Origin of the sequence: Mesonia maritima, assembly GCF_042433895.1 — a bacterium.
GTDB classification, from domain to species: domain Bacteria; phylum Bacteroidota; class Bacteroidia; order Flavobacteriales; family Flavobacteriaceae; genus Mesonia; species Mesonia maritima.
Genome location: NZ_JBHLUA010000012.1, coordinates 20379 through 37285, shown reverse-complemented (window position 1 = coordinate 37285; position 16907 = coordinate 20379). Strand labels below are relative to the sequence as shown.

At 35.0% G+C, this 16907-nt stretch carries 14 protein-coding genes; 7 read left to right on the top strand and 7 right to left on the bottom strand.

Annotated features, from left to right (window positions below):
- The first annotated feature begins 2 nt into the window (after nt 1–2).
- Complete coding sequence (clpX, locus tag ACFFGL_RS06940; protein WP_309727114.1) at nt 3–1235, top strand: ATP-dependent Clp protease ATP-binding subunit ClpX; 1233 nt, start codon at nt 3–5, stop codon at nt 1233–1235.
- A 47-nt stretch (nt 1236–1282) separates the two neighbouring features.
- Nucleotides 1283–3139 carry a mucoidy inhibitor MuiA family protein gene (locus tag ACFFGL_RS06935; RefSeq protein ID WP_309727115.1) on the top strand — a complete coding sequence of 619 codons (1857 nt, stop codon included), beginning with the start codon at nt 1283–1285 and terminating at the stop codon, nt 3137–3139.
- Between the two features lie 60 nt (nt 3140–3199).
- Here ACFFGL_RS06935 and groL read toward each other — a convergent pair whose 3' ends face one another.
- The 7 genes from groL to miaB form a co-directional block, all read right to left on the bottom strand.
- A complete protein-coding gene (gene groL / locus ACFFGL_RS06930) occupies nt 3200–4840 on the bottom strand; it encodes a chaperonin GroEL (RefSeq protein ID WP_309727116.1) in 1641 nt (546 codons plus the stop codon).
- 67 nt (nt 4841–4907) lie between these two features.
- Complete coding sequence (locus ACFFGL_RS06925) at nt 4908–5183, bottom strand: co-chaperone GroES (protein WP_309727117.1); 276 nt, start codon at nt 5181–5183, stop codon at nt 4908–4910.
- Nucleotides 5184–5336: 153 nt separating this feature from the next.
- Entirely contained in the window at nt 5337–5684 is a 348-nt protein-coding gene (gene secG, locus ACFFGL_RS06920) for a preprotein translocase subunit SecG (protein ID WP_309727118.1), read from the bottom strand.
- Entirely contained in the window at nt 5681–6511 is an 831-nt protein-coding gene (locus ACFFGL_RS06915) for a hypothetical protein (protein WP_309727119.1), read from the bottom strand. The genes secG and ACFFGL_RS06915 overlap by 4 nt, the downstream gene beginning before the upstream one ends.
- A gap of 3 nt (nt 6512–6514) precedes the next feature.
- Nucleotides 6515–7042 carry an LptE family protein gene (locus tag ACFFGL_RS06910; RefSeq protein WP_309727120.1) on the bottom strand — a complete coding sequence of 176 codons (528 nt, stop codon included), beginning with the start codon at nt 7040–7042 and terminating at the stop codon, nt 6515–6517.
- The gene (locus ACFFGL_RS06905; protein ID WP_309727121.1) at nt 7042–8307 is read right to left on the bottom strand and encodes a sigma-54 interaction domain-containing protein; all 1266 of its coding nucleotides are present in this window, start codon (nt 8305–8307) and stop codon (nt 7042–7044) included. Before ACFFGL_RS06905 ends, ACFFGL_RS06910 begins: the two co-directional genes overlap by 1 nt.
- A 104-nt stretch (nt 8308–8411) precedes the next feature.
- Nucleotides 8412–9857 carry a tRNA (N6-isopentenyl adenosine(37)-C2)-methylthiotransferase MiaB gene (gene miaB / locus ACFFGL_RS06900; protein ID WP_309727122.1) on the bottom strand — a complete coding sequence of 482 codons (1446 nt, stop codon included), beginning with the start codon at nt 9855–9857 and terminating at the stop codon, nt 8412–8414.
- Between the two features lie 137 nt (nt 9858–9994).
- Here miaB and ACFFGL_RS06895 point away from each other — a divergent pair, with 137 nt between their 5' ends.
- From ACFFGL_RS06895 to porL, 5 genes are all read left to right on the top strand, one after another.
- Nucleotides 9995–10750 (top strand): hypothetical protein, encoded by a 756-nt coding sequence (locus ACFFGL_RS06895; RefSeq protein WP_309727123.1) that lies wholly within the window; start codon nt 9995–9997, stop codon nt 10748–10750.
- Between the two features lie 179 nt (nt 10751–10929).
- The gene (topA, locus tag ACFFGL_RS06890; protein ID WP_309727124.1) at nt 10930–13464 is read left to right on the top strand and encodes a type I DNA topoisomerase; all 2535 of its coding nucleotides are present in this window, start codon (nt 10930–10932) and stop codon (nt 13462–13464) included.
- Nucleotides 13465–13467: 3 nt separating this feature from the next.
- A complete protein-coding gene (locus ACFFGL_RS06885; RefSeq protein WP_309727125.1) occupies nt 13468–14637 on the top strand; it encodes a formimidoylglutamase in 1170 nt (389 codons plus the stop codon).
- A 115-nt stretch (nt 14638–14752) separates the two neighbouring features.
- Entirely contained in the window at nt 14753–16159 is a 1407-nt protein-coding gene (gene porK / locus ACFFGL_RS06880; RefSeq protein ID WP_309727126.1) for a T9SS ring complex lipoprotein PorK/GldK, read from the top strand.
- A 75-nt stretch (nt 16160–16234) separates the two neighbouring features.
- Nucleotides 16235–16873 (top strand): type IX secretion system motor protein PorL/GldL, encoded by a 639-nt coding sequence (gene porL, locus ACFFGL_RS06875; protein ID WP_309727127.1) that lies wholly within the window; start codon nt 16235–16237, stop codon nt 16871–16873.
- Nucleotides 16874–16907: the final 34 nt, after the last annotated feature.

Here is a 16907-nt window from a genome sequence, read left to right as displayed (position 1 = left end):
TTATGGCAAAAGAAGAGTTAGAATGTTCTTTTTGCGGGCGTAAAAAACCCGAAACAAATTTATTAATTGCCGGTTTAGATGCACACATTTGCGATCGTTGCATTGAGCAGGCACACGGGATTGTAGTCGAAGAATCAAAACAAGAAGGTACAAAAGATTTGAGTTCTGAACTCAAACTTAGAAAACCAAAAGCAATAAAAGATTTTTTAGACAGCTATGTAATCGGGCAAGAATTCACTAAAAAAGTTTTATCCGTAGCAGTTTACAATCATTATAAACGTTTATTACAACCTGAAGATGAAGATGAAATCGAAATTCAGAAAAGTAATATCATTATGGTTGGTCAAACCGGAACAGGAAAAACATTAATGGCAAAAACCATTGCTAAAATGTTGAATGTTCCTTTGGCAATTGTAGATGCTACCGTTTTAACTGAAGCAGGTTATGTAGGAGAAGATGTAGAAAGTATTTTAACCCGTTTATTACAAGCGGCAGATTATAATTTAGAAAAAGCGCAACAAGGAATCGTTTTTATTGATGAAATCGATAAAATCGCTCGTAAAAGCGACAACCCTTCAATTACCAGAGATGTAAGTGGAGAAGGAGTTCAGCAAGCTTTATTAAAATTATTAGAAGGAACTACTGTAAATGTTCCACCAAAAGGAGGAAGAAAACATCCCGATCAAAAATTTATAGAAGTAGATACCAGCAATATTTTATTTATTGCCGGCGGAGCTTTCGACGGAATTGAACGAAACATCACCAAACGTTTAAATATGCAAGCGGTTGGTTACAGTGCTTCAAAGTCTGAAGATGTAATCGAAAAAGATAATTTACTAAAATATATTATCCCAAAAGATTTAAAAGATTTCGGCTTAATACCAGAAATTATTGGTCGTTTACCGGTGTTAACGTATATGAATCCATTAGATGGTGAAACGCTACGAGCAATTTTAACCGAACCAAAAAATGCGTTGGTAAAACAATATACCAAGCTTTTTAAGATGGATGATATCGATTTTGAAATCACCAATGGAGCGTTAGATTATATTGTAGAAAAAGCAATAGAATATAAATTAGGAGCAAGAGGTTTACGCTCTCTTTGTGAAGCGATTTTAACCGATGCAATGTTCGAAATGCCAGAAGGTGAAGAACACGAACTAAAAGTGACTAAAAGTTATGCTGAAAAAGCTTTACAGAAGTCAACCATTAAAAAGTTAAAAGCGGTTTCCTAAGAAACAAATTATTTTATCTTATTTTAGAGGAAGAAAAAACTGTCATTATGAACGTTAAATTCTTCCTCTTTTTATTTTTACCCACGTTGCTTTTTTCCACGGAAATCAATCCGAAACTTACGCCTAAAAAAGTAACGGTTTTCCTAAGCGGTGCGCAAGTTACTTCCGAAGCCTCTTTTAATTTACCTGCCGGAAGTTCCAAAGTTATTTTTTCAGATTTATCACCCACTATTAATCAGAATAGTATTCAAGTTAGTGGCGTTGGAGCTATAACACTTTCAGCTGTAAATTATCGAATCACTTATTTAGGAGAAGAAGAATCTTCGCTAAAAATGATTTCTTTAGAAAAGCAATTAGCCACTAAAAACCGAGCGTTAACATTACTGCGGAATAAAATTGAAGGTTTGCGTGAGGAAGAATCGGTTTTACTTACCAATAAAAAAATTAATGCCGATAATGAAAGTGCTTCTTTAGCGAAATTAAAAGAATACGCTGTTTATTATCGCAATAGAATAAGCGAAATAAAAACAGAGATTTACGATACTAATCAGCAATTAAATGAATTACAGACTGAAACTACTAAAATTCAGCAAGAATTAAATCAATTAAAGAGTGAGCAATCTGGCCGTCGTGGTGAAATTGAACTTTTATTAGATGCGCCACGTTCCCAAAATGTGGAATTAAGTATTACGTATAATGTTTCAAACGCGGGTTGGTTTCCTACGTATGATATTAAAACCGATAAGACTGAAAGTCCTTTGCAGTTCTCATATAAAGCGAATGTCTTTCAAGAAACCGGTGTAAACTGGGAAAATGTTCAGTTAAAATTATCTACCGGCGATCCCGGAATCCCTACCGAAAAGCCAAGTGTAAATCCACATTACTTAAACTTTCTTAATTCAAGAAACAGTAATCAAAATTATTACCAAACCAATCGGCCTTATAATCCATCGGTAAAGAAAGTATACGGAACAATTACCGATCCTGAAGGTTTACCGTTGCCGGGCGTAAATATTGTTGAAGAAGGCACAAGCAATTATACGCAAACTGATTTCGATGGAAATTATAATCTATCCATAACGAGCGGAAAAAAATTGGTTTATAGTTATGTAGGTTTTCAAACAGCACGTATTCCTATTTATGCTAACCAAATGAATCTTCAAATGCAAAGCAACAATACTTTAGATGAAGTTGTAGTGACCGCTTATTCCAATAAATCTCGAGGAATGAGTTCTGATAGAGAACAAGTAGAAGAAAAATCTATCCAAACACCGAATGTGGTGAGAGAGGAAAATGTGATGAGTACAGAATTTACTATTGAAAAAGCGTATTCAATTCCATCTCAGGCAGAAAATACGGTGGTTACTATTAAGAATTTTAAAATTCCTGCGGAATATGAATATTACAGCGCTCCATTGCTTAAATCTGCTGTTTATTTAACCGCTACGATGAAAGAATGGGAAAACTTCGATTTACTTCCTGGAGATGCAAATATTTATTTTCAGAATAGTTTTGTAGGAAACACTTTTTTACAAACCCAAGAAATAGATAAAGATTTAAAATTATCGCTAGGCGTAGATCCTTCAATTGTAGTTGAAAGAAAACAAGTAAATAATAAAAAGGATAAATCGTTTTTTGGCGGAACTCGAATTCTTAACCGTAATTATGAAATCACCTTAAAAAATAATAAGAATACAGCAGTAGAAGTTCATTTGGAAGACCGAATTCCTATTTCTCAAAATGATGAAATTAAAGTGGAAGAACGAGAATACGGAAAAGCTTCTTACAATGAAAAAACAGGAATTTTATCTTGGGATGTAAAACTTTCGGCTAAAGAATCACAAACCAAAACCTTTAGTTATGAAATTAGACATCCAAAAGAAAAACAGATTAATTTGAATTAACCGTAATAAAAAACCCGTTTTCACTGAAAACGGGTTTTTTACTTTATAAAAGAATGGGAATTACATCATTCCTGGCATTCCGCCGCCCATTCCTTGTGGCATTCCACCGCCGCCATTGTCATCTTCAGGAATATCGATTAACGCACATTCTGTGGTTAAAATCATTCCGGAAACAGAAGCAGCATTTTCAAGTGCAATACGCGTAACTTTTTTAGGATCGATAATTCCGGCTTTTAGCATATCTACATACGCTTCCGCTTTTGCATCATAACCAAATCCTTTTTTACCTTCCAATACTTTACTGATTACTACAGAACCTTCTCCACCTGCGTTTTCAACAATTGTTCTCAAGGGAGCTTCAATTGCACGACTTACGATTTGGATTCCGGTTTCTTCGTCTTTATTTTCAGCTTTCAGTTTTTCTAAAACCGCTTTTGCACGAACAAGAGCAACTCCACCACCAGCTACAATTCCTTCTTCTACAGCTGCGCGAGTTGCGTGAAGGGCATCGTCTACACGGTCTTTTTTCTCTTTCATTTCCACTTCTGAAGCTGCGCCTACATAAAGTACAGCAACACCGCCAGCTAATTTAGCTAAACGCTCTTGAAGTTTTTCACGATCGTAATCTGAAGTAGTACTTTCAATTTGTGCTTTAATTTGGTTTACTCTGGCTTTAATGTCAGAGTCTTGACCAACTCCGTTTACAATTGTAGTGTTGTCTTTATCGATGCTGATTTTTTCAGCAGTACCTAATTGCTCTAACGTAGCATTTTCTAAAGTGAAACCTCTTTCTTCAGAAATAACGGTTCCTCCGGTAAGAATTGCGATATCTTCCAACATCGCTTTTCTACGATCTCCAAATCCTGGTGCTTTTACGGCAGCGATTTTTAATGATCCTCTTAATTTGTTTACTACTAAAGTAGCTAATGCTTCACCATCTACATCTTCGGCGATAATTAATAAAGGTTTACCGCTTTTTGCAACTGGTTCTAATATTGGCATTAAATCCTTCATTGTAGAAATTTTCTTATCGAAAATTAAAATGTAGGGATTTTCTAAGTTGGTTGTCATTTTTTCGCTATCGGTAACGAAATAAGGCGAAAGGTAACCTCTGTCAAATTGCATACCTTCAACTACGTCTACGTAAGTTTCAGTTCCTTTAGCTTCTTCAACGGTAATTACTCCTTCTTTTCCAACTTTTCCGAAAGCTTTAGCGATTAATTCACCGATTACTTCGTCGTTATTAGCTGAAATTGAAGCAACTTGTTTAATCTGCTCAGATGAGCTTCCAACTTCTTTGGTTTGCTTTTCAAGATCTTTTGTTAAGGCTTCAACAGCTTTGTCGATTCCTCTTTTTAGATCCATTGGGTTAGCTCCGGCAGCAACGTTTTTTAATCCTTCTTTTACGATTGCTTGCGCTAAAACGGTTGCGGTTGTGGTACCGTCTCCGGCTAAATCATTGGTTTTAGAAGCAACTTCTTTTACCATTTGCGCTCCCATATTTTCTAACGGATCTTCTAGCTCAATTTCTTTTGCTACAGAAACACCATCTTTTGTTACAACAGGCGCTCCAAATGATTTGCTTATAATTACGTTACGACCTCTTGGCCCTAAAGTTACTTTTACTGCGTTTGCTAATGCATCTACACCACGTTTTATTCCGTCACGTGCTTCGATGTCAAATTTTATATCTTTTGCCATAGTGTTTATTTTTTAATTCTGAAAAATGTTGAAAACCTATTTTAGGTTTTCAGGTAATAATTTTTGCTTAAAGTATTCCTAAGATTTCGTCTTCTCTCATAATGAGATAATCTTTGCCGTCTAATTTAAGCTCTGTTCCGGAAAATTTTCCATAAAGCACGCTATCACCTTTTTTTACGGTCATTTCGTGTTTTTTGGTTCCTTTTCCTACCGCAACAACTTTACCTTGTTGTGGTTTTTCTTTTGCAGAATCAGGAATGTAAATTCCAGAAGCCGTTTTGGTTTCTGCGGCTTCGGGCTCTACAACAACTCTATCGGCTAGAGGTTTAAAATTTAATCCCATTTTGTTTATTTATTTTAGTTAGTATTATTTTAAAATAACTCAGTTCTACTAATTCGAAAATTATGCCAATAGGGGATTGCTGTCAAGATTCAAAAAAAAATGCCAACTTGTCATCGACAGTTGGCATTTTAAATTATTTATAAGACAGTTTGGTTATTCTGCGTCTTCTGTAGTATTTGTTTCTGCTGGGGTAGTTTGTGCAGGTTGTTCTTGTTGCGCAGCAGGAGTATTTTCGTTAATTATTCGAGATTCAGTAACACCTCGACTATCCATAATGGCAACGTTAGATAATAAAATAAGTACCAATAATACGGTTGCTAATGTCCATGTACTTTTATCTAAAAAGTCTGTTGTCTTTTTTACTCCGCCCATTTGCTGGCCACCACTGCCGCCAAATGAAGAAGATAAACCTCCACCTTTAGGATTTTGAACCATAATAACCACGACCAATAAAAAGGCCACGATAACGATTAATGCTAAGAATATTGTAAACGTACTCATATATTTTTATTTTCTTGTATTTTTTCGATTGCTCGAATTTGGTCTGCAAATAAACCACTTTTTTCGGGATTTTTCAAAATTAATATTTTAAATGCTTGAATTGCTTTCGAATAATTTTTTTGTTCTAAATAAACCCTTGCTAAAGTTTCGGTCATTAATTGGTTGCTTGGGCTGTCATGTTCAATTGGTTTTTGCGATGATGGTAGATTTTCTTTTGAAGGTTTTATCTTCGGGTTTTTAGAAATAAATTCGTCTATTAATTGAAATTTCCTACTGTTTTCTTCGGCTGAATTTTCTTCTGTGGTATTTTCTGCTTCAGAATTTTCTCTTTCAACAGGTTTGGCTTTAGTTAATTTTAACCATTCTGAGAAGGAATGAGATTCTGAAGAATTAAATTCTAAAGGTTTACCTATTTCTAAATTATCTGTTTCTTTTTTAGAACTTGGACGATTAAATAAAGCCGGATCGAGCACTTTATTTGCTTCTTCTAAATTCATAGGAAGCTCGTGCGATTTTTCTTCTTCCGCTGAAAAATTGTTTTCTTCAGTCTGAATACGTTGCTTAATTTCTTCAGCAATATAATCTTGTTGAAAAGCTTTGGAGGTAATATATTCAAACAAAATTCCTCTGTCTAACGTATGCGAGGCTGTTTTTTTTAATTCAGCATTATACGAAAAGCTATGATTCTGTTTTAATCCTTTTAAACGCAGGGCGCGAGCGGCTTGAAAATAAGGAAATTGTTCTACTAGCTGTTTTAACCGCTCGGTTTCTGAAGCGGTAAGAAAAACTGATTTTTCTAGTAAATTATGAAATTCTTCTTGTTGCATAAATTACCAACCTGTTAGAGATTCCGTAAAAATGTCTTGTGTAATTCTATTGTAAATATCTTCTAAAGCGGTATCTAAGCGAGAACCGACAAGTTGTTCACCTGCAGGATAATCGTGGTAAAAAGAAAAACGCTTTTCAAAATCTTTTTCCGGATTTAAATTGTTGTAAAATCGAACATTTACCGCAATGGTAAGTCGGTTTTGTGCCGCTGTATTTTGACTGGTAGAAGTCATTGGCGCAACATAATACTGTACAATTTCTCCTTCATAAACCAAATCTCCATTTTGATTGGTAAGGTTTAAGCTTGTCTGACTTTGAATTAAATCTTGCAATTGTAAAGTAAATGTTCTGTCGATACCTGGTTCTACTAAATCTGCATTATTCTGAAAATAATTTACTTGAAAAGTTTCCGCATTTCCGGTATCTGCTCCCGAAAGCGAATAAATTCCGCAAGAAGTAAAACAGGAAAAAATAAGAATACTGAAGATAAAAAAACTACTTCGTAAAAATAAGGTTGAACTTTTTTTCATTACAAATCGTATTGTTTAATTTTTCGGTACAAGGTTCTCTCGCTTATGCCTAATTCTTCGGCGGCAGCTTTTCGTTTTCCGTCATGACGTTCTAACGATTTTTTTATGAGTTCAAGTTCTTTGTCTTGTAACGAAAGGGTTTCTTCTTCTTGAATTTCTTCAGCAAAGGAATATTTATCTTCTTTTGGCGGAATATATTCTTGCTCATTTTTTTCAGGAATTTGAAGTACTTCCATTTGCTCTTCTAATTCTTCTTCGTACGCTTCTTGTTCTTCGTCGTTTCCGTAAATTTTTCTGATGAGCTTTTCATTATCGCTTCGAACTTCTTCATTATTCCCGCTTTGCATTAATTCCAACGTCAATTTTTTTAGATCGTTGAGGTCACTTTTCATATCAAAAAGCACTTTGTAAAGAATTTCGCGTTCGTTGCTAAAATCGCTTTCCTTTTTCTTTTCGCCAATTACCGCAGGCAAATTACTACCCATATCGGGTAAATAACCTTTCAAAGTTTGCGCGTCGATGGTTCTTGTTTTTTCTAATACTGAAATTTGTTCGGCAACATTTCGTAACTGACGAATATTTCCGGCCCAACGATATTTGGTAAGCATCGCACTTGCATCATCTTCTAACCGAACAGATGGCATTTTATATTTCAGTGCAAAGTCTGAAGCAAATTTTCTGAATAATAAATGAATATCTTCTTTACGATCGCGCAATGGCGGAAGATGAATTTCTACCGTACTTAATCTGTAATAAAGGTCTTCTCTAAATTTTTCTTTTTTAATGGCTTCAAACATATTTACGTTTGTTGCCGCTACAATTCTAACATTTGTTTTTTGCACTTTTGAAGAACCAACTTTTATAAATTCTCCATTCTCTAACACACGAAGCAAACGTACTTGTGTGGTAAGCGGAAGCTCGCCAACTTCATCTAAAAAAATCGTTCCGCCATCGGCAACTTCAAAATAACCGCTTCTGGTTTGTGTTGCGCCGGTAAAAGCTCCTTTTTCGTGTCCAAATAATTCACTGTCGATTGTTCCTTCGGGAATTGCGCCACAGTTTACGGCAATATATTTCCCATGTTTTCTGTGCGAAAGCGAATGAATTATTTTGGGAATACTTTCTTTTCCAACGCCACTTTCTCCGGTAACCAATACCGAAATATCGGTTGGCGCGACTTGCATTGCTTTTTCGATAGCTCTGTTTAATGCGGCATCGTTACCGATAATTTCAAAACGTTGTTTTATAGCTTGAACTGATTCCATAAATTTTACTCGATAATCGAGATTTAAATGCTTCGAGGTTTTCCTCGAAATTCAACTATTTTTTCTTTAACTACTCTCTAAACTTGCGCCGAAGTAATATTAATTTAATTGTTTTCTGAATAGCCAACAGCCTCGCCAATGAGTGTTGCGCTGGTACAATCGGTTATTTTTACATTTACAAAATCACCTACTTTATAATTTTCTTTTGGGAAAACTACCATCGTATTTTGGGTATTTCTACCGCTCCATTGTAAATCTGATTTTTTAGACTCTTTTTCAATTAAGACTTCTTCAACTTTTCCTAAATGTTGTTGCGTGCGGTAATGAGAATGTTCGCGTTGAAGTTCAATAATTTCTTGTAGTCTTCTTTTCTTTACGTTTTCAGGAACATCATCTTCTAGTTTTCTTGCCGCCATAGTTCCTGGACGTTCAGAATAGGCAAACATAAATCCGAAATCATATTTTACATATTTCATTAAAGAAAGAGTATCTTGATGATCTTCTTCGGTTTCGGTAGGAAAACCGGCAATCATATCTTGAGAAATTGCACAATCTGGGATTATTCGTTTGATGTTGTCTATCAATTCAAAATATTCTTCACGCGTGTGTAATCTGTTCATTCTTTGTAAAATACGATCGCTTCCACTTTGTACCGGTAAATGAATATAATTACAAATATTTCGATGTCTTGCCATTGCTTCAATTACATCGAGCGTCATATCTTGCGGATTCGAGGTAGAGAAACGAATACGCATTTTTGGTTGCGCTTTGGCTACCAAATCTAACAAACCGGCAAAATTTACTGCAGTTGCTTTTTGCATTGCTGAAGCTTTGCTGAAATCTTTTTTTAGTCCGCCGCCATACCATAAATAGCTATCAACATTTTGGCCTAATAAAGTAATTTCCTTAAAGCCTTTTTCAGCTAAATCATTTACTTCTTCTACAATACTTTGTGGATCGCGACTACGTTCTCTTCCGCGCGTAAAAGGAACTACGCAAAAGGTGCACATATTATCGCAACCTCGCGTAATTGAAACAAATGCCGAAACGCCGTTGCTTTGTAAACGAACCGGAGAAACATCGCCATAGGTTTCTTCTTTCGATAAAATTACATTTACGGCATTTCTACCTTCTTCAACTTCGTTTACTAAATTGGGTAAATCTTTGTAAGCATCGGGACCAACAACAAGATCTACTATTTTTTCTTCTTCTAAAAATTTGCTTTTTAAACGTTCTGCCATACAACCTAAAACCCCAACTTTCATTTTGGGATTATGGCGTTTTACAGCGTTATATTTTTCTAAACGTTTTCTAACGGTTTGTTCTGCTTTCTCTCGAATAGAACAGGTGTTTACCAAAACTAAATCGGCATCTTCTAAGTTTGGCGTAGTATTAAAACCTTCTTTTGCAAGAATGGAAGCTACAATTTCTGAATCGCTAAAATTCATTTGGCAACCGTAACTTTCGATAAAAAGTTTACGGCTGTTTTCTTGTTTAGGTTCTAAGTTTAGTGAAGTTCCTTGTTTTTTTTCATCAATTACCTTCTCCATAAATCAACTTTCAAAATTAAAGTGAGGGACAAAGATACATTGAAAACAAATAGCTGACAAACTGACAGCACTAAGTTTTTTGTAGAAATCTAAAAATTATGGTTTCTTTGATAGTAACTAACCAATTTTTTATAGAGATGAACTTACAAGAAATTGAAGAACGTATCAATAGCGCACCTTCATTAGAATTCGGAAATATTTTTGATGAATCAACCGCGTTGTTTAAAAAAGTTTGGGTGCAAGGTTTAGTGATTGTTTTATTATCACTTTTATTAATGCTGCCTATGTATTTAGCTACAATCTTACCATTTGCGGTGCTAGATTTTTTACAGAATCCTGAAATGGTGCGAGATGAGGATATAAGTTTTTTATTACTCTTACCCAATATATTATTGCTAATGTTTTTTGTATTATATATAATGGTCGTCTCCTTTGCCTTGCAAGCAGCATTTTTTAGGATTTGTAGAAATGAAGATTTAGTGCTTGTTGAAGTCAATAATTATTTTTATTACTTTAAAGGAAAATACATTTCAAAAATAATTGTAATTGGTTTAGCCTCTTTCGGTATTTCTTTAGTAGCGATGATGCTCTGTTTTTTTCCACTTATTTATGTGAGTATTCCACTTTCTTTTTTCACCATTATTTTTGCTTTTAATCCAGAATTAAGTGTTTCAGAAATTATTAAAGCGAGTTTTTCTTTAGGAAATAAAAAATGGCTTATCACTTTTGGTTTGGTAATTATTGCTAGTTTTTTAGCGCAAATAATAGGAATGCTTCTATGTTTTGTGGGTGTTTTTGTAACGGCTTCTTTTGTTCATTTGCCTATTTATTTTGTCTATAAAAAAGTTATTGGGTTTAATGAAAGTTCAGATAAAAATTTTATAGGATTATAATAAGGTAATTACTGTTCCAATTATTTTTTCAGCGATTTGTGAAAAATTATTTCAGCTTTAAAGGCGATTTTCAGTAAGCTATGTAAAGGTTCTTTTAAGCGGTTTATTTACAAATATTATCGGGCAAATACTTCAAATAAAAAAAATACCATAGTTTTGTAATCCTAAAATCGATACGAATGGCGAAGAATTTAGTGATTGTTGAGTCTCCTGCAAAGGCAAAAACTATAGAGAAATTTCTAGGGAAAGACTATAAAGTAGAATCAAGTTTTGGGCATATTGCAGATTTGCCGACCAAAGAACTTGGTGTTGATGTTGATGCAGATTTCAAACCTAAATATGTAGTAAGTAAAGATAAAAAAGACATTGTTCGGAAGCTAAAAAAAATAGCCGATAGTTCTGAGTTAGTTTGGCTGGCAAGTGATGAAGACCGAGAAGGAGAAGCAATCGCGTGGCATTTAGCCGAAGAATTAAAACTCGATAAAGCCAAAACAAAGCGAATCGTTTTTCACGAAATCACGAAAAATGCCATTTTAAAAGCGATCGAAAATCCGCGAAGTATCGATTATAATTTGGTGAACGCGCAACAAGCAAGACGTGTTTTAGACCGTTTAGTAGGTTACGAATTATCACCAGTTTTATGGAGAAAAGTAAAAGGCGGTTTATCTGCCGGAAGAGTACAATCGGTTTCGGTACGTTTAATTGTAGAGCGTGAACGTGAAATTTTAGATTTTACGCCAACCGCCTCTTACAGAATTGATGCTGAATTTACTACTAGTGAAGGAAAAAGCTTTCGAGCTAAACTTCCAAAAAATATTCAGACCAAAAAACAAGCCGAAGCATTTTTAAAAGATAATATCGGTGCGAATTTTAAAGTTGCCGATCTTACCAAAAAACCGGCAAAAAAATCACCCGCCCCACCATTTACAACTTCTACGCTTCAACAGGAAGCTGCTAGAAAATTATACTTTTCAGTAAGTAAAACCATGACGATGGCGCAACGACTTTACGAGGCTGGTCATATTACTTATATGAGAACCGACAGCGTAAATCTTTCAGATGAAGCAAAAAAAGGAGCAGCGCGCGAAATAAATTCAGCTTACGGCGAAAAATACTTAAAAGCGAGAAATTACAAAGGAAAATCAAAAGGAGCGCAAGAAGCGCACGAAGCGATTCGTCCGACAAATTTTGCCAATCATTCGGTAAATGCAGATTACGATCAGCAACGTTTATATGAATTAATTTGGAAAAGAGCCATTGCTTCCCAAATGAGCGATGCGCAATTAGAGCGAACCAACGTGAAAATTGAAGCTGATAATCACGATAAACAATTTACTGCGAACGGTGAAATTTTAAAATTCGACGGATTCTTAAAAGTTTATTTAGAAGGAACTGACGATGAAGAGGAGGAGCAAGCAGGATTATTGCCAGCGATGAAAACCAACGATGCGTTGGAAAATGAATACATAAAAGCAACCGAGCGATTTACGCGACCACCATCGCGTTATACGGAAGCTTCGCTAGTGAAAAAATTAGAAGAATTAGGAATTGGCCGACCATCTACTTACGCGCCAACTATTTCTACGATTCAGAACAGAAAATATATTGAAAAGGGAAGCATAGACGGGAAAGAACGAGAATACAGTCAGTTTCGTTTGAAAAATGATAAGATTACTGAAGAAACACTCTCAGAAATGGTGGGTAGCGACAAAGGAAAATTAATTCCGACCGATGTAGGAATGGTCGTGAATGATTTCTTGGTGCAACATTTCAGCAATATTTTAGATTATAATTTCACCGCTAAAGTTGAACAGGATTTTGATGATATTGCGGGTGGAAATGAAAAGTGGACCGAGATGATGAATTCTTTTTATGAAGAGTTTCATCCAACAGTGCAAGATGTTGCCGAAAATGCAGAACGTGAAGTGGGTGAACGTGTTTTAGGAAAAGATCCCGAAAGCGGAAAACCGGTGAGCGTTCGTTTAGGAAAATTTGGTCCGATGGTTCAAATTGGTTCTGTTGAAGATGAAGAAAAACCGAAATTCGCCAGTTTAGGTCCTGAGCAAACTTTGAGCAATATTACGTTTGAAGAAGCGATGGATTTGTTTAAACTTCCGAAGGAATTAGGCGAGTATAAAGATGAAAAAGTTGAGGTGAATAACGGGCGTTACGGTCCGTATGTAAAATTCGGAAAAAAATATGTTTCGCTAGCCAAAGGTGAAGATCCAATGAATGTAGATTTCGATCGCGCATTAGAATTAATTAAGGAAAAAGAAAAAGCCGATGCCCCAATTTATAATTATGAAGATAAAGATGTGCAAAAAGGAGTCGGTAGGTTCGGTCCTTATTTAAAATGGGACGGCATGTTTATTAACGTGAATAAAAAATACGATTTCGATAATCTTTCTGAAGATGATATTGTAGCGTTAATTGAAGACAAAAAGAAGAAAGAGAAAGAAAAAGTTATTCATAATTGGGAAGATGAAGGTATTCGTGTAGAAAAAGCACGATGGGGAAGAAGTAAAATTGTAAAAGGAAAAACAAAAATAGAACTTCCGAAAACCGTAGATGCAAAAGCGCTGACTTTAGAAGAGGTGCAAGATATTTTAGATAAAAATACCAAGAAGAAAAAAACGACGCGTAAGAAAACAACTACTAAAAAGGCGAGCGCTAAAAAGACTACAAAGAAAAAAACGACTTCTAAAAAGAAATAATTCATGGCATTTGAATTTTTAGAACCGGTTTCTGAAGAAATTCTGGAGGAAATCCTGAATTTTCCGCAAACTTCCCTCGGAAACAATATTGCTATTCATTCAGAAGAAAATGGAATTCCTGATTTAGAAGGAGTGAAAATTGTTTTATTCGGTGTAAAAGAAAGCCGAAGAGATGTGAATGGTGCTGTGGAGTCTTTTAATTTTAGTTCTGTTAGAAAAACCTTTTATCAGCTCTATCCCGGAAATTGGCAAACCAAAATTGCCGATTTAGGTGATATAAATCCCGGCGCAAGTGTAGAAGATACCTATTTTGCGATAAAAACTCTTCTAGCCGAACTTTTATCGAAGCAAATTATTCCAATTATTTTAGGCGGAAGTCAAGATTTGGTCTATGCGCAATATCGTGGCTACGATAATTTTGGCAAGATGGTTAATCTTGTAAATGTAGATGCTTGTTTCGATTTAGGCGATGCAGAAAAAGAAATAACAGGAAAATCGTATGTTGGGAAAATGGTGGTAAATCAACCTTATAATTTATTTAATTATGCGAATGTTGGTTACCAAACCTATTTTAATTCACAAGAAGAAATCGCTTTATTAGATAAGTTATATTTTGAATCATATCGGTTGGGCGAGATCACTTCAGATATCGCTACGGTAGAACCTGTAATGCGTGATGCAGATTTTGTAAGCATCGATGTGCATTCTATTGAAAATTTAGAAACACGATCTAATACGGCCTTTTTTTCGCCTAACGGTTTTAATACTAGGGAAATATGCGCTTTATCTCGCTATGCGGGAATTAGTGATAAGGTAACTTCATTCGGACTTTATAATATTCAAAATTTGGAATTATCGAAAAATAATTCTATGTTGCTGTCCCAAATTTTATGGTATTTTGTTGAAGGTGTAAATTTTCGAAAAAATGAAAACAATATATCTTCAAAAAATGAGTTTCTACAATATAAGGTTCCTGTCCACGATGAGGTTCTAGTATTTTATAAAAGTGAACGCTCAGGAAGATGGTGGATAGAAATACCGTATTCTTCAAATTTTAACAATAAATTAAAAAAGAATACGTTATTACCATGTACCTATCAAGATTATTTAGAAGCTTGTAATCAGAATATTCCGGAACGTTGGTACAAAGCGAGGCGGAAAAATGAGCTTTAAAAAAATGATATTAACACTGTTTTTTTAGAGATTTTTAAGAAAATTATTGTTTTTTAGGAAATAAATAAATAGGTTTACGCCCTTTAATTAAGATCATCTTAACCTAAATATAGTTATGAAGAGAATATTTTCTATTGTTGTTGTGATGTCATTCCTTGCAAGTTGTGGAGGAGGAGATCGAGGACAATTAGTTGGAGTCAAAGGAAATGACTTTCATCCCGAGAAGCCTTATGGAATGACCCTAGTTCCTGGAGGTTCGTTTATTATGGGGAAGTCTGATGATGATGTAGCAGGCCAGAAAAATGCGCCTACAAAAACAGTTACCGTAAGTTCATTCTATATGGATGAAACTGAAATCACTAACTCGGAATATAGACAATTCGTGAATTGGGTTAGAGATTCTATCGTTAGACAGCGTTTAGCTGAAGAGGCTGAATTCGCTGGCGGTGGCGGAGCTCAAGGTGGAGGTGGAAACAATGGTGGTTCCATTCAAGACTTTGCGTTTAAAGGTGCTGCAAATAATAACAATAATAATGGCGGAGGTGCGAATGGAGCAAATTCAAATCAAACTCCTTATCAGCAATACTCTATTCACTACGATCCTACGAATCAAAGTTTAAATTGGGATCCTGAAATTTTGTGGGAAACTGCAGACTATCCGGATGAGCCATATGTTCGTGTAATGGATGAAATTTTTCTTCCACCGGAACAATCTTATAATGGTGAGCGTTTAATGGATGTAACTAAATTTAAGTACAGTTACAAGTATATGGATATTGAGGCTGCTGCTAGAAGCCAGGGGAATAGAAAAGATTATATTATAAAAGAAGAAGTAGAAGTTTACCCAGATACTACTGTTTGGATTAAAGATTTCAATTATTCTTACAATGAGCCAATGCATAATGATTATTTCTCACATGCGGCTTATGATGAATATCCTGTAGTAGGTGTAAGTTGGAAACAAGCAAAAGCATTTTGTGACTGGAGGACTCTTTATCACAATGGTTACAGAAAAGAAAAAGGATTAGGAAATGTAAGAGTTTATCGTTTGCCTTTAGAAGCTGAATGGGAATATGCTGCTAGAGGAGGGCTTGAAGGAGCAACTTATCCTTGGGGTGGTCCTTACTCTAAAAATGATAGAGGTTGCTTTTTAGCAAATTTTAAACCATTACGTGGTGATTACGCTGCCGATCAAGCATTATATACTGTAGAGGCTGAATCATTTGAGCCTAATGAATACAACTTGTATAATATGTCAGGTAACGTATCAGAATGGGTGAATTCTTCTTACAGTCCAGATTCTTATCAGTTCTACTCTTCTATGAATCCTAGTGTGAATGATAAAAAGAATAAAAGAAAAGTCGTTCGTGGTGGTTCTTGGAAAGACGTTGCATATTTCTTACAAGTAAGTACACGTGATTATGAATATTCAGATTCAGCTAGAAGTTATATTGGCTTTAGAACTGTGCAAGATTATTCAGGAAATAGTGGTGATGTTCAATTGAATCAGCCACCACAATAACCAATATTCAATAAAAAACAATTAATACTCAAATATTTACATTTAACTTAACTTAAAACAACTAAAACTTTTATTATGGCAAAATCAAAAAAAAGTAAGAAGGTAATGAATATGGTGTATGGCTTAGGTGCTGCGATAGTTATCTTAGGAGCCCTATTTAAAATTATGCACTGGCCTTTTGGTAACGCAATGTTAATTGCTGGATTAATTACCGAGGCTTTAGTATTTACCGTTTCTGCATTTGAACCAGTAGATGATGAATTAGACTGGTCATTAGTTTACCCTGAACTAGCTGGTGGAGCATCAACTGCAAAAGTTAAAAAAGAAGCTCCACAAGAAGCTGAAGGAATGTTATCTAAGAAATTAGACGCTATGCTTAAAGAAGCAAAAATTGATGGTGCATTAATGTCTAGCTTAGGAGAAAGCATTAAAAACTTTGAAGGTGCTGCAAAAAATATGTCTCCAACTGTAGATGCTATTGCTTCCCAAAAGAAATACAGCGAAGAGTTGACACTTGCGGCAACACAGATGGAATCATTAAATAATCTTTATAAAGTTCAGTTAGAATCTACTAGTAAGCAGGCAGAAGTTAACCAAGCTGTTGCTGAAAATGCAACTAAATTAAGAGATGAGATGCAATCGTTAACTTCAAATCTTTCTTCTCTAAATGGAGTGTATGGTGGTATGTTAACGGCAATGAGACCAAACGCTTAATCCATATTTATAACTAATTTTATTAATTAAAAAA